18 protein-coding genes are annotated in these 15442 nt (G+C 39.2%); all 18 read right to left on the bottom strand.

Annotation, left to right across the window (positions count from 1 at the left end; all coding sequences use genetic code 11):
* Positions 1–10 precede the first annotated feature (10 nt).
* A complete protein-coding gene (locus NYE32_RS00630) occupies positions 11–1348 on the bottom strand; it encodes a PFL family protein (RefSeq protein WP_339157038.1) in 1338 nt (445 codons plus the stop codon).
* A 17-nt stretch (positions 1349–1365) separates the two neighbouring features.
* Positions 1366–1632: an ACT domain-containing protein gene (locus tag NYE32_RS00625; protein WP_002889695.1), complete on the bottom strand. Its 267-nt coding sequence runs from the start codon at positions 1630–1632 to the stop codon at positions 1366–1368.
* 321 nt (positions 1633–1953) lie between these two features.
* Positions 1954–3171, bottom strand: coding sequence for a CapA family protein (locus tag NYE32_RS00620; protein WP_060973120.1), 1218 nt, complete (start codon positions 3169–3171; stop codon positions 1954–1956).
* A gap of 165 nt (positions 3172–3336) precedes the next feature.
* On the bottom strand, positions 3337–4173 hold the full coding sequence (gene srtB, locus NYE32_RS00615; protein WP_002889691.1) for a class B sortase, LPKTxAVK-specific: 837 nt from the start codon (positions 4171–4173) through the stop codon (positions 3337–3339).
* Positions 4174–4259: 86 nt separating this feature from the next.
* A complete protein-coding gene (locus NYE32_RS00610; protein WP_002889684.1) occupies positions 4260–4673 on the bottom strand; it encodes an LPKTxAVK-anchored surface protein in 414 nt (137 codons plus the stop codon).
* A gap of 691 nt (positions 4674–5364) precedes the next feature.
* On the bottom strand, positions 5365–5574 hold the full coding sequence (locus NYE32_RS00605; RefSeq protein ID WP_002886384.1) for a helix-turn-helix transcriptional regulator: 210 nt from the start codon (positions 5572–5574) through the stop codon (positions 5365–5367).
* A 3-nt stretch (positions 5575–5577) separates the two neighbouring features.
* A complete protein-coding gene (locus NYE32_RS00600) occupies positions 5578–6159 on the bottom strand; it encodes a hypothetical protein (RefSeq protein WP_195436069.1) in 582 nt (193 codons plus the stop codon).
* Between the two features lie 391 nt (positions 6160–6550).
* Positions 6551–6943, bottom strand: coding sequence for a 30S ribosomal protein S9 (gene rpsI / locus NYE32_RS00595; protein WP_002888293.1), 393 nt, complete (start codon positions 6941–6943; stop codon positions 6551–6553).
* 27 nt (positions 6944–6970) lie between these two features.
* A complete protein-coding gene (gene rplM / locus NYE32_RS00590; RefSeq protein ID WP_002886374.1) occupies positions 6971–7417 on the bottom strand; it encodes a 50S ribosomal protein L13 in 447 nt (148 codons plus the stop codon).
* Positions 7418–7667: 250 nt separating this feature from the next.
* Entirely contained in the window at positions 7668–7868 is a 201-nt protein-coding gene (locus tag NYE32_RS00585; RefSeq protein WP_002886373.1) for a helix-turn-helix transcriptional regulator, read from the bottom strand.
* Positions 7869–7877: 9 nt separating this feature from the next.
* Positions 7878–8375, bottom strand: coding sequence for a hypothetical protein (locus tag NYE32_RS00580; RefSeq protein ID WP_260319155.1), 498 nt, complete (start codon positions 8373–8375; stop codon positions 7878–7880).
* Between the two features lie 124 nt (positions 8376–8499).
* Positions 8500–9360 carry a DegV family protein gene (locus tag NYE32_RS00575; RefSeq protein WP_339157037.1) on the bottom strand — a complete coding sequence of 287 codons (861 nt, stop codon included), beginning with the start codon at positions 9358–9360 and terminating at the stop codon, positions 8500–8502.
* Positions 9361–9368: 8 nt separating this feature from the next.
* The gene (locus tag NYE32_RS00570) at positions 9369–9884 is read right to left on the bottom strand and encodes an NYN domain-containing protein (protein ID WP_060973211.1); all 516 of its coding nucleotides are present in this window, start codon (positions 9882–9884) and stop codon (positions 9369–9371) included.
* 2 nt (positions 9885–9886) lie between these two features.
* Positions 9887–10630 (bottom strand): 23S rRNA (guanosine(2251)-2'-O)-methyltransferase RlmB, encoded by a 744-nt coding sequence (gene rlmB / locus NYE32_RS00565; RefSeq protein WP_002886369.1) that lies wholly within the window; start codon positions 10628–10630, stop codon positions 9887–9889.
* Between the two features lie 47 nt (positions 10631–10677).
* Positions 10678–12354: a hypothetical protein gene (locus tag NYE32_RS00560; protein WP_195436086.1), complete on the bottom strand. Its 1677-nt coding sequence runs from the start codon at positions 12352–12354 to the stop codon at positions 10678–10680.
* Between the two features lie 288 nt (positions 12355–12642).
* Complete coding sequence (locus tag NYE32_RS00555; protein WP_002886359.1) at positions 12643–13044, bottom strand: Mini-ribonuclease 3; 402 nt, start codon at positions 13042–13044, stop codon at positions 12643–12645.
* Entirely contained in the window at positions 13037–14380 is a 1344-nt protein-coding gene (cysS, locus tag NYE32_RS00550) for a cysteine--tRNA ligase (protein WP_173018066.1), read from the bottom strand. Before cysS ends, NYE32_RS00555 begins: the two co-directional genes overlap by 8 nt.
* A 376-nt stretch (positions 14381–14756) precedes the next feature.
* Complete coding sequence (gene cysE / locus NYE32_RS00545; protein ID WP_014633706.1) at positions 14757–15377, bottom strand: serine O-acetyltransferase; 621 nt, start codon at positions 15375–15377, stop codon at positions 14757–14759.
* Positions 15378–15442: the final 65 nt, after the last annotated feature.

The following is a 15442-nucleotide window of genomic DNA, read 5'->3' as shown; positions in this document are numbered from 1 at the left end:
TATCATCCGTTTAGTTTTTAAAGCTGTGAACAGGAGCTGGGATTTGACCACCACGCGCAATAAAGTCAGCCGATGAAGCTTTGTTTACCTTCATTACCGGTGCATACCCAAGAAGACCTCCAAGTTCCAGCATGTCACCTTCCTTACCATAAGGAATAATACGAACAGCTGTTGTTTTCTGGTTAATAACACCGATAGCCGCTTCATCAGCAATCATGGCCGCGATTGTGGTATCTGGCGTATCAGCAGGAATAGCAATCATGTCTAGACCAACAGAACAGATGGCTGTCATAGCTTCCAATTTTTCAAGGTTGATATGACCAGATTTAACAGCCGCAATCATCCCCTCATCTTCAGAAACTGGAATAAAGGCACCTGACAAACCACCAACTTGATTACATGCCATGATACCACCTTTTTTAACTTGGTCATTAAGAAGGGCTAGAGCTGCAGTAGTACCATGTGTACCAACAACTTCAAGACCCATAGCTTCAAGGACACGGGCTACTGAATCACCAACTGCTGGTGTTGGCGCAAGAGACAAATCTACAATACCGAACTCGACACCAAGGCGTTCGCTGGCCATTTGACCAACCAACTGACCAACACGTGTGATTTTGAAGGCGGTCTTCTTAACTGTTTCAGCTAGAACATCGAAACTTTCGCCTGGAACTTTCTCAACTGCACGTTGCACAACACCAGGACCTGAAACCCCAACATTGATTACAACATCAGCCTCACCAACACCGTGGAAAGCACCTGCCATAAAGGGATTATCTTCAACCGCATTGGCAAAGACAACCAATTTACCTGGACCCATTGGATCTGCCTGAGAAGCCTCTTTGATGATATGTCCCATGTCACGTACTGCTGTCATGTTAATACCGGTCTTTGTTGAACCAATGTTGACAGACGAACAGACAAAATCAGTCTCAGCAAGCGCACGTGGAATAGAATTGATAAGAATCTCATCACCTTTTTGGTAACCCTTTTGAACGAGCGCAGAGAAACCACCAATAAAGTTAACGCCGATTTTCTTAGCTGCTCGGTCAAGCGCCTTCGCAAAAGGTACATAGTCTGTAGCATCTGTTGCCGCACCGATGATTGAAATCGGAGTAACAGATACACGTTTATTAACAATCGGAATACCAAGTTCAGCCGCAATCTCGTCGCCAACAGTTACCAAATCCTTAGCCTTAGATACAATCTTGTTATATACTTTTTCCGCTGCCTTATCGATATCTGAATCGATACAGTCTAGGAGTGAGATTCCCATGGTAATGGTACGAACATCAAAATTCTGTTCCTCAATCATGGCAATGGTTTCTGTGACCTGTTTAATATCCATTTTAAGCTACTCCTATCTTACAAGTTGTGCATCGCATCAAAAATCGCTGAACTTTGGATGTTGATTTTAACGTTCAATGACTCACCAAAGGCTTCCAATTCAGCACGTAGGTGTGTAAAATCTTGTTTGCCTTCCGATGATACAACCGCCATCATGGTAAAGAATTCATCAAGGACTGTTTGAGAAATATCATCAATATTCAAACCAAGTTCTGCCACCTTAGTCGCAACACCCGCAACAATACCTGCTTTGTCCTTACCTACAACTGTAATAATTGCTTTCATGAGAAGCCTCCATCATTTTATTTTGTATAATTTTAGCATATTTTGATTAAAAATGCTATTTTTTATGAAAATTGCCTCTTTTTTCTTGAAAAAGACGAATATTTCAGCAACATTTAATCATTATCGTTTATGAAAACATCCTCTCTTTGACCTAACTACTTGTGGATAAACTTGTTCACAACCTAAATAATTTCCTTCTTTTAAAACCTTGAAAAATCAATATTCAACACAGTTAACAGACTTATCCACACCTGTGGATAAGTCTGTGGGTAACTTGTCGATAAACAAAAAATACCGCCAAATTTAGGCGATATCTTAGCTTTATTTCCATTTTAAATTAACATGGGCATTCATTTCTTTATAGGCAGTATCGATACGTTCTTTGGTCTCTTCATCTAGTTTATTTCTATATTTACCACCTTTAATGAAATCCTCTAAAATATAAGTTTGGTAAGTATACAAAGGATACCCCTCTGGCGAAGTTGTTCCTTTAGGCGTACGGTTAACCCAAGTCGGATGTGCTTGAGCCGTCTTAATCGTGGTTTGACCATTCTTTTTCTCAAGGGTCACATCCATTAAGACACCTCTCTCTGTCCACTCTGCACTATCCACACCATCCATAGTCTCTATGCGCTGGTTAGAGATAAAATTCCCCATTGAGTAAATAATAAGTTTTTGCTGCCCATCCTTTTTAACCACCTCTGAAGGCTCAACCACATGAGGATGACCTCCAAAGATAATATCGGCACCCCAATCAATCATCTTATGATAGAGTTTAACCTGTTCATCTGTCGGTTCCAAACGATACTCAACACCCATCTGAGGCATAATAACCGTGATATCTGCTTCTTTTTCCGCACGCTGAATCTCAGCTTTCATACGTTTTTCATCCAAATTCGATAAGTGGTCTGCAACCTCTTTATCCGTCAAGTTCGACTCTAGGCCATTGTAACCATAAGCATAGGAAAGTATTGCAACCTTGATACCATTAACATTCTTGATGAGGAGTGGCGCCTTGTCACGAACTGGCTTTTCATAAACACCAACAGGATCAATTCCTACTTTTTTAAAAGCATCAGCTGTTGTAAAAGCTCCCTCTAAACCAGAATCCAAGATATGATTATGAGCCAAATCCATAACATCATAGCCAGCATCCTTAATAGCTGCGGTCACTGATTGAGGAGCATTAAACAGAGGATAGCCTGACAAAGGATAGTCAGGATTGATAGTTCCCTCAAAATCACCCAAAACCAAATCAGCCTGCTTTAACCACGGCTTCACATAAGTAAAATTCTCCGTGAAATCATAGCTACCATCTGCCTGCAGGGCACTCATATAGAGACCGTCATGATAGAGCAAGTCCCCATTAGCCATGATACGTGCTGTCTGTACCTGGTTCGAGGCATTCTTTTGCTGTTCGTTCTTACTATGAACAATTAAAATCTCAAGAAAAAGCAAACCTAAGACAAGAGCAATTAACCCCATCAAAATCTTATTAGTCATCGCATTGTCACGCTTTTTAGCCTGGCTCTGTTTCATAATACTCTCCTTTTTCATACTTCTAGTGTACCAAAAAAACTTATCCATTGATGATAAAAAAGATTAATAAACGGTTACATCTCAATTCCACGACGATTGAAAAGATCAGTTTTCTTAGACAAGATAAAAACTCTACTTCATACTGAAGTAGAGTTCTGTTAATAATTAGCGTGTTGGTGTGTATTCCAAATCTTTACCATGTTTAGCTACAAAATCAGACATTTCAGAGTCTGGAATTTGACGTAAGTAGAGATTGGCACGAATCGTTTCATCTTCCTCACGACAAGTAGAAAGAACGAGGTATTTATCTGAAGCACTAACCTTCAAATCCTTGTTTTTAACACTTGCTTGATCATAGATAATATCCAACTGTTGTTTAAAGTCTTTATCGCTTTCAAATGATGTACGATAGAAAGCTGTGTCTTCAGGCACAATTACCATAGCAAGCGCTTCATAATAGTACTTACGTTGAGGCGTCTCAATAACAACATATTTGTGTTTATCAAAGAACGACTGATCACTATAGTAGTTAACATCGTTGAACATACGACTATCAGCAACCTTACTGCCTCGAGCATGGCCGAAGAGCCAAGTCAAACGATCACTGAAATCTTTCTTATTGTCTGTATCCATGAAGACAGTTCCCAAATATGGAACGTTTCCTCCATCGAATGTTTTATCTAAATAGGTTGAATTGTCCGTTGTTTGAACAACCGGCTCATCCAATTTAGTCCCTGGTGCATAGACATAAGCGATAGTATCAGGGTTTGTTGCCTCAAGACCATCAAATTTATTTTTGAGGTAGGCTTTCTCCTCATCTGAAACTTTATAAGTGTTTGCTTTTTTAGTCGTTAAAACACTCTTAACACCATTAGAGGATGATGCTGTTGGAGACATAAACTGGAAGCCAAGGAAAATTGCCAAAGCAGCAATTACTACGGCAGAAATCCCAGCAATCAGTTTATTGCGAGATCCATTAGATTTACGATTGTGATTACTCATGAAATGTCAAATCCTTTTCTTTATCCATAGAAAAATATCACCGAAGCTTAAGCTCCAGTGATATTCTTTTTAGCAATAACAGTTAATTATTTAACAGCTGCTGTGTTTGGAAGAGCTTTAGCTTCAGCTTTAGCTGCTGGAGCTTTCTTTTCTGCAGCTTTAACAGCTTTAGCTTCTTCTTTAGCATCTTTGTTAGCGTTAGCTTTATCAGTAACTACAAATTCATCTTTGATGATGTTTCCGTTAGCATCACGTTTTGGTTCGATGTGTTCACCAGCATCTTCAAATTTTTGTTTAGTTGAATCTGCGTCAACGTTGTTAAGACCATCTTTAGCAGCTTGAGTAAGACCACCTTCGTTGTTTGTGAAGAAGTCACCACCAGTTGCTTCAGTTTTGTTATCAAGGTTTCCAGTGTGAACGTTACCGTCGTTAGCGAAAACTGCTGCTGATGAAGCGAATACTGCAAGAACTGCAGCTGATGTAAGCAATACTTTTTTCATAATTGTTTCTCCTCTAATGGATTATTATATATTTAGTATCAGGACCTCCCTGACATCTATAGATTATAACACTATCTAGAGATATGTCAACAATTTTTAAAAACTTTTTTAAATTTTTAATATATCCTACAATTCCTACAAACAAAGGGTTTTTGAAGTCTGTTACCAAACAGTAATAATTAATCATTTTTAATTTTAATGTTATTTTAGGTAATTTATTATGTCCTCTGCTAAGTTTAAATACAAATTTAAATCATATATAAAAGCATAATTTGTAAAATATACATTCATTATTATGTGAAGTTTTTTGGCCAAAAATCAAGAGATATTTAATAGATGTATAAAACCCTTTACTGATAATATGTTTGAAGTATATAACAATATCATCTTTCAAATGAATGTACTCATTCACTCTGAGCGCTTTTGTATGATAACTACATAATATGCAGGGCCTAAAAACCGAATATATTAGAGAAACATTAGCATTTTTAAAAACATTTCTGCCTAAAAAGTTCTATTATTGGGTTAAAATGCTTGAAAAATAAACTATTATCTTATTTTTAAAAGCGTTTCAACTAAGGTGAAGTCAAGAAAATTCCTTTGAAAACACTCCCTCTTACCAAGACCTCTTCTCAGAATAACAAGTCTCCAAAAAACTAATACACAAATCAATTGGATTGTTTTACTTCTCTTATTTCAGACGAAATAGTTCTTCCACTTGTTTATTAAAGACCTGTGCTATTTTTAAAGCCATTTCCAACGAAGGGTTGTAGCGGTTATTTTCTAAGTGAACAATCGTTTCTCTCCGTATTCCTACTTGATCTGCTAAATCTTGTTGAGTCATACCATAAGCTTCCCTTACTTCTTTCAAGTTAGTCTTTATTTTACTTTCTTTCGCCATATTTCATCCCCTTTTTTCAATGATAAAGTAAGTAATGGCAAATAATAAGAGTAAAAAAGCCACCAAAATATAAAGAAATCCAGCATTCAAAACGAAAACTTTACAGACGGCTATCAAGGTTGCAATTCCCAATAATATAAAGATTGCTATTATAAACAAAATGGAAGAGGACTTTTCAATATTTCTATAAAATCGTTCATCAGGTTCTTCATTAATTCTCTTGAATAAGAAGTAAAACATTAATAACAATTGAACACTTAATCCAATTCCTAACATTATATTCTTAATCAAAGAACCAGGAGTTAGAAGCCAAACTCCAATTGTATAGATCGATGACGAGAGAAGTACAAGCACTGTATATAATTTTGCAGTAATCCCAAACATATTTTTCTCTTTCTTTTGATAGGTTGATTTTGAGAGGACCGATTGCATCGTACAAGCCAAATACGTAGGAAGCCAAGACATCGTCATAATAGCACCTTTTGCTAGAATCGGTAGGTGATTCCCCAGCAATAAAACTAAACATACGACAATAAGCACGCTAGCGATATAAAGGATTATCTTTAAGTTCTTCGACATTTTCATTTTCGTCACCTTCTTTCATCATGTTATAAATACATCACACCTTATCTGTTATAAATATATCACATTGTTGTCAGAATTTCAAGATGAAGACAAAACTCTAGTAAGATTTTGAACAATTTTTCAGAAATCTATACAAAAAAGCACCCATAGGGCAAACCTGTGAGTACGTTGAAACGTTGATATAATCGTATTGATTAACGTTTTGAGTGCAGTGGTTGCCATCCAATCAAATGTCGCTTCGCTTATTTTCTTGGGGCAACTATGCATAGCATATCTCTATGCGACTAAAGTCGCTAGAACTATCCTAATTGCGCACCGCCAATTCTCATACAAAAAAACACCTTGCAAGTTGCAAAGTGTTTTCGTTTGGACTCTGCTGTCCAGTAACGAATTAACGTTTTGAGAACTGGCTAGCTTTACGAGCTTTCTTAAGACCTGGTTTCTTACGTTCAACCATACGTGCATCACGAGTAAGAAGTCCAGCGCGTTTCAATGAATCGCGGAAGTCTGGATCTACTTGAAGAAGTGCACGAGCGATACCGTGACGGATCGCACCTGATTGACCAGCGTATCCACCACCTACAACGTTAACGTGTACGTCGTATGAACCTTCAGTTGAAGTAACTGCGAAAGGTTGGTTGATAACGAGACGAAGGTCTGCGTGTGGGATGTATTCTTCTACATCTTTTTTGTTAACTGTGATTTTACCAGTACCTGGAACCAAACGTACGCGTGCAACGGCGTTTTTACGGCGTCCTGTACCTGCATATTGTGCTTGTGCCATTATATTAGTGCTCCTTTCCTCTTAGAATTAGATAAGTCCTGAGATATCAAGTACTTCTGGTTGTTGTGCAGCGTGAGTGTGCTCACCGCCAACGAAGACTTTCAATTTCATACCTTGTGCGCGTCCAAGAGTGTTGTGTGGAAGCATACCTTTAACTGATTTTTCAATCAAACGAACAGCATTTTTAGAACGAAGTTCACCTGCTGAGATTTGTTTCAATCCACCTGGGTACATTGAGTGAGTGTAGTAGATCTTATCAGTTGCTTTTTTACCAGTCAATTTAACTTTTTCAGCATTGATAACGATTACGAAGTCACCTGTATCAGTGTGTGGTGTGAAAGTTGGTTTGTTTTTTCCGCGAAGTACGCTAGCAACTACTGCAGAAAGACGTCCAAGTGGCACATCAGTTGCGTCAACGACATACCATTTACGTTCAACTTGGCCTGGTTTAGCCATAAATGTTGTTTTGTTCATGATTTCTCCTATATATAGTTCGATTTTTGTTTACGAGTGATGGGTGTTCCTTCCCATCGAAAAGTATTTGGAAGGTTCCGGGGCCTTTCAAATGGGGTAAACAATACCGTTTAACATAATATCAAAAAAACACGTCCAAGGCAAGTCATTTGGAGGTGTTTTTCTTTTATTTTTTGTATTTTTTTAGTCTCTAATTTTATAAGGTGTAAGACTAGAAATCATACCTAATTAACCTCTAAGGGGGTACAAATTAATCCTCAGATTCCCAAAAAAGCTGGTCTAAAGTTTTGTCCAGAGTTTTGCAGATAGCAATACACAGATTTATAGTCGGGTTGTAGTCTCCCTTTTCAATAGCTGAGATAGTCTGACGAGAGACTCCTATAGCATCTGCCAACCCCTGTTGAGTGAGATCCTTTGCTACACGCGCTGACTTCATTTTTAAATTTTTCATTTAAAAAACCTACTCTTCGTCTTCCTGTTCTTCCAGACGGTTCTTCTTGATTCTTTTAATAATAACCCAGCAGTCACAAATAAGGGTCAAACCCAATGTCAAAAATGCTACACTACTCATAAGATTCTTCCCTATCTTAAACGACTGAAATAGACTTAAGAGGCCCATTAGCAATATAAAAATTCCCAAAAAACACATTACCCAGGAAATTATAAGCATCTTCTTCTCAAGTTTTTTGTCTAGCAACCATGGATGCCCATTACGTGATACGCTGTGAACTAATACTAGGCACATAGAACCAAAGAAAGTGATGATTAATAGTGACTGCACTAATTCGACGGAGTGTGTCTTACTAGCAACCATAATCGTTACAAACATACCAAGCATGGCTATCCAATAACCTCTAGCAGAAGATTCTCCGCTGATCAACTGAGCACGTTCATCCATCGTGCTAGCTACTTTTTTCTTTGACTTCTTCATTTTGTTTCCTCCATTTTCTAGATTCATTATAGCATTATTTTACGTTATGTCAAATATATCATTCATTTTGTATAGATTATCTTTTTATATTCTATTAATCTATCATTTCAGAAAACAAAAAATCAGATAGGAAATCCTATCTGACACTTTTCTATCTAGCTTCTTTACCAATCGTGAAGACGGCCAAGGTATCTGGTCCGACGTGGGTAGAGATGACTGGCCCAAGTGGCATAATGAGAACTTGCTCAATGCCGTCAACTGCTAACAAGTCCTGTTTTAGATTCTCCGCAGCTTCAATATCATTGGCATAAGCGACAATTGCTGTGCTATGTCCAATATCCTGAGTAGCTTGTAGGACCATTTCTTTAATAGCTTTTTTACGTCCACGAATCTTGGCCAGAGGAACCAACTTGCCTGAAGCATCTAACCAAAGGAGAGGTTTGATATTAATCAAACTACCAATAATGGCTGAGCTCTTAGAAAGGCGACCCCCACGCATCAAATGGTAGAGATCATCAACTAAGAAATAAGTCCGTAAACGTGGCAGAATGTCCTCAATCATAGCTTTCGTTTCAGATAAGCCCTTACCTTGGTCACGAGCTTCTGCCGCCAAGATAGAGAGATAACCTTCCCCACCTGCTGCCGCTAGAGTATCTACAATCTCAATGACAGCTTCTGGGTATTCATCCAAAATCATGTCACGCGCCATAACAGCACTTTGATAAGTACCTGAAAGCACTGATGAGAAGGCAATATAGAGAAGAGCATCACCATTTTTAGCATGACGACGAAAAACCTCTTCAAATTGACCAACATTCACCTGGCTTGTGGTGGGCTGACTGCCTTCTTGCATACGTTCTAAGAGACGGTCACTCGTTAAACGGTTAGGACCAACGGTCTCATAGGCAATATCATCAAGCGTGATGGTCAAACCAACGAGCTCTACCTTATTCTCCTGAGCCCATTTTTCATCTAGATCTGCTGTGGAATCTGTCAAAATGTTAAATGTCATATGTCCCTCTATTCTATTTCATTTAAAAGGTCCTGTAATTTCCCTAATTGTGCATCGTCCCATGGACGTAGTTTTGGTGTCTTTAAGTCAATATGTGCCGACATCTTGTCTAAGTCAGACTTAACAGTATTGACACGCTCTTGCAACTCACGCGCCGAAACACGCAAAGCTCCTTGTGAAAAGATAGCCCACTGTTCATTTAAGTCACTAGTTGCTACTTCAACTAAATTTTGAACAGTATTCATCTCAGCCGCTGCGCGCTCAATATAGCTATCTGCTGTCTCATCTTCCTCAGTAAAAATAACACTGATACGATACTGATCATAACGCTGACGACTTCCTGGAACAAACTGGGCATCAAACACACAGATAATATCAATATGTTCAAAGTTAGCATAATGATTGAGCTTACGAAGCAATGTTTCACGAGCTTCATCAAGCTGATTGGTCTTAAAGAGTTGACGGGTTTCTTGCCAAAAGGCAATCATATTATAACCATCAACTAGAAGTATTCTTTTTTTCATAGTTACAATCGGTTTCGATAAACTTCATACATGAGAACTGCTGCTGCCACACTGGCATTAAGGCTCTGCACATGACCACTCATGGGTATAGTAATCATCTCATCCACTTGTTTCTTGATGTTAGCAGAGATTCCCTTACCTTCATTACCAATGATAAGGGCAACCTTTCCAGCTGTATTCCATTTATGAGATGGGGTCCCATCCATATCCGTTCCAAACACCCAGAAGCCTGCTTCTTTAAGCTTATCAAGAGTTTGGCTAAGATTAGTCACTCGGGCAATGGGAATATGCTCCACGGCCCCTGTTGATGTCTTGGCAACGACAGGTGTTACCCCCACAGCACGATGCTTAGGAATAATAACTCCTGTCACCTGAGTAGCATCAGCTGTACGTAGGATAGAACCAAAGTTATGAGGGTCGTTAAGTCCATCTAAAATGAGGACTAAAGGATTCTCCTCTTGTTCAGCCTTATCCATAATAACTGAGAGCTCAGAATAAGCGAACTCTGACACACGAAGAACAAAACCTTGATGCACAGCCCCACCTGTCATATCAGACAAGGTTTTCTTAGGTGTCCAAGAGATGGAAACCTTCTTTTCAGCTGCCAAGGCCTTAATGGCATCAACATTTTTACCTCGAAGATCATCTTGAATATAGAGTTTATTACCAGTATTTGCTTCTAGACTCTCTGTTACGGCGTGCACACCATAAACAATGTCTAGACTTGATTCTTTAGTTGTTTTCATAAGCTAATTCTATCATAAAAAAAGCCCTCTTACGAGGGCAAAGCATGTTAAATAAATGTAATTGCTGCTAGGTAAAGCACTAGAAGAACAAGAACAACAGTTGCAGCAGCCAAAGCTTGCTTACCAATTGTATCTGGATCTGAGATTGATTCTGCAATCTTTCTCGCAGCTTGAGTAATGGTTTTACCTGCCGCTTGGAAGATATCAATTGAACCTGTGCTTGTTGAACTATTTCCAGAAATCGCTGAAGACCAACCACTCAAAACCTCAGCAATTTGTTCTGCCAATTGCTGTGTTAGCGCTCTAGTTGTCTCAGCCAACTCATTAACAGCCGTAGCTTGTATATGATTGGCGGTTTCAGTGTAGTTATTTGCACTGGTATTATAAGTAACCGGTACAGTCGTTGTTGTCGTTGTTGATGAATACTGATTCCTACGGTAACTATCAGGTGTCACCGGACGCTCGCCTTCATTGAATACGCTAAAAGTCTGTGTCAGGTAATGAATATTGTTATTCGTATCAATCAACTCAAAGGTCATTTTATGAATACCAGTCGTTTGCTCTGCCAAATGGTAGGCACTCAAACCAGCATTGACCTCATCCAAAGTTCCTTCAACAAAGTAACTATGATGAATTTGTTTACCATCAAGGACTAGATTAAGCCCCTTAATCTTTTTACCTTCCATCTTGTTAACATCAAAGTTGACGTTAAAGATTTCACCACGTGCTAAATAAAGAATGTCTGTATTCCCTGTGACAGCAGGTTGATCTTCAAGAAGCGCTCCAGTACTGTCTCGTTTTGGAACAACGGTGTATACTTCAGACGTGATTGGAGTTGCTAAGATTTCTGAGATGAGTCCATCCGTAAAGGTTACCTCTGACGAATAGGTCAAACTCTCACTTTGCAACATAGAAACCACTTCAGAAGTTTCAAAGACCTCAGAAGTTGATGATGAATCTTTCCAGCCAATCGTGAGGACAGTTAAGCTATCTTCTGAATTATTATTTAACTGACTCGTTTCTGGAGCCGTAGATGCAAGAGAACTTGCAGTACTTGCAGACTCAGAAGCGACTTCAGAAGTTGCAATAGCTTGGCTAGTATGAGTTGCACTTACAGATGTCTTATGAGAATCCAATGAAGAATACTCTGATTTTTCAATAACTGCATGTGTATTTCCAGCAAGTTCGGATGTATATAGTGTGCTTTCACTCTTATACATTGAAGTTACAGCTTGAGACTCTGCAGTCGCTGTAGCCTCACGAGACTTATCATAAGTAAGCACAATATTTGGTTTAGCTTGTTCAGAATCAGATGTTGGATTTGCATCTCCTCGTTCAGATGTCGCTACTGATCGATCCTCACCAAAAGCTTGGGCACGAGCCTCTTCTGAATGAGATGAAGTCGTAGAAACGCTAGTCTCCACGATATCAACTTGAGAATGTACCTCAAGAAGCCCCTCATCTGTCTCACTTGAAGAGACAACCATCAGTGACGTTGAGGTCACTACTGAACTTACTTGACTCGCTGGCTCTGCCTTAGCTCCTACTGAAGAAAAATCAGCCTGAGGAGCAACTGGAGCCGGTGCCTCACTATTAACATAATCTATTTTAGCTTCATCAGGTTTTACCTGAACCTCATCTGCTTTACCTGTTTGAAGCGTAAAGCTAGATAAAATCAAAGCAGCAAAAGTTGTATAGAAAACTTTTTTCTTAGCTATTTCCATTCACCTCCTCATTTTTTATGGTCTCATTTACTAATATTATAGACTTTTTTTTTACTTTCTGTCAAATTAGTTTTATTAAAAAACGCTATAATATCAGGTTTTTACACGTGTCAGACATCTCTTGGCTTTCTCATTTTTAAGGTACTAAATATTAGTTTCATCTTATTTTTTATTGTCAAATCGCTGAATTACTTTGATTCTCAAATAATCTAAATTTTGAAGCTTCAACTAATTGTCACAATTTTTATAGCCTTTAAATAACAAAAAATCCTGCTCTCGGCAGAATTTTTAGATTTCTTTTTCAACTTCGTCAATACACCAAGCAATTAGTTCCTCTAAGCGAGCAATATCCTCGGTCATATGAAGATAGCCCATGACTGCTTCGAAGCCTGTTGACATTTTGTAGGTAATGACATCTGTATTTTTAGCCTTGGTATGGCTATTCGCATTACGACCTCGTTTATAGATATCTAGCTCTTTTTCAGTCAAAAGCTCTTGCTCTAGCATTTTTTCAATGAGACTAGCTTGCGCCTTTGCCGACACATAGCGTGTAGCTAGACGGTGCAATTGATTTGGCTTGGTCTGACCTTGAAAAATCAGGTGACGGCGAATGTACAAGGAATAAACAGCATCTCCCTCAAAAGCGAGAGCAATACCATTAATAAGGTTGACATCAAGGTGTTTAGTCACGTGTCCACCTCACACCATCCTTGGTATCAAGAAGTTTGATACCTTGAGCAGCTAACTCATCGCGAATGCGGTCTGCTGTCGCAAAGTCTTTGTTGGCCCGCGCTGCTTGACGCTCTTCAATGAGTTTTTCGATATCTTCATCAAGAACTTCTTCTTCGAAAACAATACCGAAGACTTGGAGCATTTTTTCAAAAGCATCCTTAACGGTTTGGTCATAATTGCCTGAATTAATCCATTTGGCCATGTCAAACAGAACAGTCACACCATTCGCTGTATTAAAGTCATCATCCATAGCTTCTTGGAAGGCTTCAAGATAAGTTTGCAACTCATCTTGATTCACCTGATCTGTCAAGGGAAGACTGTGGGTGTTTTTCAAATACTTAAGATTGACTTCAGCATCATGAATAGCTTTTTCAGTAAAGTTAATTGGCTTACGGTACTGTTGTGTTGCTAGGAAGAAGCGAAGCACTTGACCATCGACTGTCTTAAGCATATCATGAACCGTTACAAAGTTACCTAAGGATTTTGACATTTTCTCATTGTCCACATTGACAAAACCGTTGTGCATCCAGTAGTTGGCGAAGGTCTTGCCAGTTTTGGCTTCTGATTGAGCAATTTCATTGGTATGGTGTGGAAACTCAAGGTCTGCCCCTCCACCATGGATGTCGATGGTATCTCCAAGGATTTCAGTCGCCATAACTGAACATTCGATGTGCCAACCAGGACGACCAGGTCCCCACGGGCTGTCCCAAGAAACTTCTCCCTCTTTGGCAGCTTTCCAAAGGGCAAAATCCAGAGGATTCTCCTTACGTTCTGTTTCAGCATCCGTACGTCCGCTTGCACCAATTTCAAGATCTTCCAAAGTCTTGTTAGCTAATTTAGCATAGTTGTTTGACTTAGCTACTCGGAAGTAAACATCACCTTCAGAGACATAGGCAAAACCTTTGTCAACCAAGGTTGACACAAATGCAATGATTTCATCCATGTAGTTAATAACACGAGGATTTTGTGTCGCTGGTTTAATGCCAAGCTGTGCAGTATCTTCCATAAAAGCCGCGATAAACTTGTCCGACAATTCTTTAGTTGAAATGCCAGCTTCATTGGCTGCCTTGATAATCTTATCATCTACATCCGTAAAGTTAGAAATATAGTTGACTGTGTAGCCACAATACTCAAAATAACGACGAATAGTATCAAAAGCTACTGCTGAACGGGCATTTCCGATATGAATATAATTGTAAACTGTTGGTCCGCAGACATACATATTGACAACATTTTCTGTCAAAGGTACAAAATCACGGAGCGAACGCGTCATCGTATCATAAATTTTAATCACTAGAGATTCCTTTCAATTAACTGGAAACTATTTTTTATCCTTGATATGGTTTAGGTATAAACACAAGAGTATCACAAGAATGATAATCCATATAGCCGCAACTAGCTGACCTTGAGCCAAGAGAGACATAGCTGAAAGGAAACTCCCAACTATATAGAAAACCAAAAAAGGATTGTTTTTGAATAAATTTTTCATAACTCAAGTATTACTTGTGACGTTGCTTAAAAACAAGACCAGCCCATAAAAGAGCAATGCAAAACCACAAGGCTGCCATGCTATAGTCTGCTCTATGTAAAGCAATGTAAACAAGGGCAAGAGGGCCCACGACCGTCAATCGAGTCACCTTTGAACTAAAGAGTTTCATCGTTTCCTTTCCTTATAGCCGTGATGAGTGGAAGCTAGCTGCTTTTAGAAGGTCTTCTAGCTTTTCGCTATAGTATTCACGTCCTTCTTCAATATCGTGGATAACTTCTTCGTCCTTTTGACCATGAACACGCACAACCTTAGCAGGAACACCAACGACTGTAACATCTTCTGGGACATCCGCAACAACCACAGCTGCCGCACCGACCTTAGAATTCTTTCCAATCTCAATAGGGCCTATGACCTGAGCATGGGCTGAAACCAAGGCACCCTCACGAACGGTTGGGTGACGTTTTCCGACATCTTTACCAGTACCACCTAAAGTGACACCGTGGTAAAGCATAGCACCCTTCTCCACAACAGCTGTCTCACCAATGACAAGGCCTGAGCCATGGTCAATGAAAACACCTTCAGCAATCTGAGCCCCTGGGTGAATCTCGATTTGAGTCCAGAAGCGCCAAAACTGACTATGCATACGCGCTAAGAGTCGACAATGGTGGCGCCAGAGAAAATGTGAGATACGATGAGCAGCCAAGGCTTTTAATCCAGGGTAGGTTAAAAGAACCTCCAGACTCGTCCGAGCTGCTGGGTCATTTTTCTTTACTATATCAATACTTTCTTTCCACCAACCCATTTAGGTCACTCCTTACATCATTATTGCTATTATTGTTTGTTGTGGCCCTACTATTCTTTAAAGTG

Source organism: Streptococcus sp. FSL R7-0248, from assembly GCF_037967965.1.
GTDB lineage: Bacteria > Bacillota > Bacilli > Lactobacillales > Streptococcaceae > Streptococcus.
Note: the sequence above shows the minus strand (reverse complement) of the source record. Positions and strands in the feature narration are given on the sequence as shown.

Bases quoted from the DNA above. Each gene is read 5' to 3' on its own strand.
- NYE32_RS00630 (WP_339157038.1), bottom strand. From the start codon at position 1,348: ATGGATATTAAACAGGTCACAGAAACCATTGCCATGATTGAGGAACAG.
- NYE32_RS00625 (WP_002889695.1), bottom strand. From the start codon at position 1,632: ATGAAAGCAATTATTACAGTTGTAGGTAAGGACAAAGCAGGTATTGTT.
- NYE32_RS00620 (WP_060973120.1), bottom strand. From the start codon at position 3,171: ATGAAACAGAGCCAGGCTAAAAAGCGTGACAATGCGATGACTAATAAG.
- srtB (WP_002889691.1), bottom strand. From the start codon at position 4,173: ATGAGTAATCACAATCGTAAATCTAATGGATCTCGCAATAAACTGATT.
- NYE32_RS00610 (WP_002889684.1), bottom strand. From the start codon at position 4,673: ATGAAAAAAGTATTGCTTACATCAGCTGCAGTTCTTGCAGTATTCGCT.
- NYE32_RS00605 (WP_002886384.1), bottom strand. From the start codon at position 5,574: ATGGCGAAAGAAAGTAAAATAAAGACTAACTTGAAAGAAGTAAGGGAA.
- NYE32_RS00600 (WP_195436069.1), bottom strand. From the start codon at position 6,159: ATGAAAATGTCGAAGAACTTAAAGATAATCCTTTATATCGCTAGCGTG.
- rpsI (WP_002888293.1), bottom strand. From the start codon at position 6,943: ATGGCACAAGCACAATATGCAGGTACAGGACGCCGTAAAAACGCCGTT.
- rplM (WP_002886374.1), bottom strand. From the start codon at position 7,417: ATGAACAAAACAACATTTATGGCTAAACCAGGCCAAGTTGAACGTAAA.
- NYE32_RS00585 (WP_002886373.1), bottom strand. From the start codon at position 7,868: ATGAAAAATTTAAAAATGAAGTCAGCGCGTGTAGCAAAGGATCTCACT.
- NYE32_RS00580 (WP_260319155.1), bottom strand. From the start codon at position 8,375: ATGAATCTAGAAAATGGAGGAAACAAAATGAAGAAGTCAAAGAAAAAA.
- NYE32_RS00575 (WP_339157037.1), bottom strand. From the start codon at position 9,360: ATGACATTTAACATTTTGACAGATTCCACAGCAGATCTAGATGAAAAA.
- NYE32_RS00570 (WP_060973211.1), bottom strand. From the start codon at position 9,884: ATGAAAAAAAGAATACTTCTAGTTGATGGTTATAATATGATTGCCTTT.
- rlmB (WP_002886369.1), bottom strand. From the start codon at position 10,630: ATGAAAACAACTAAAGAATCAAGTCTAGACATTGTTTATGGTGTGCAC.
- NYE32_RS00560 (WP_195436086.1), bottom strand. From the start codon at position 12,354: ATGGAAATAGCTAAGAAAAAAGTTTTCTATACAACTTTTGCTGCTTTG.
- cysE (WP_014633706.1), bottom strand. From the start codon at position 15,377: ATGGGTTGGTGGAAAGAAAGTATTGATATAGTAAAGAAAAATGACCCA.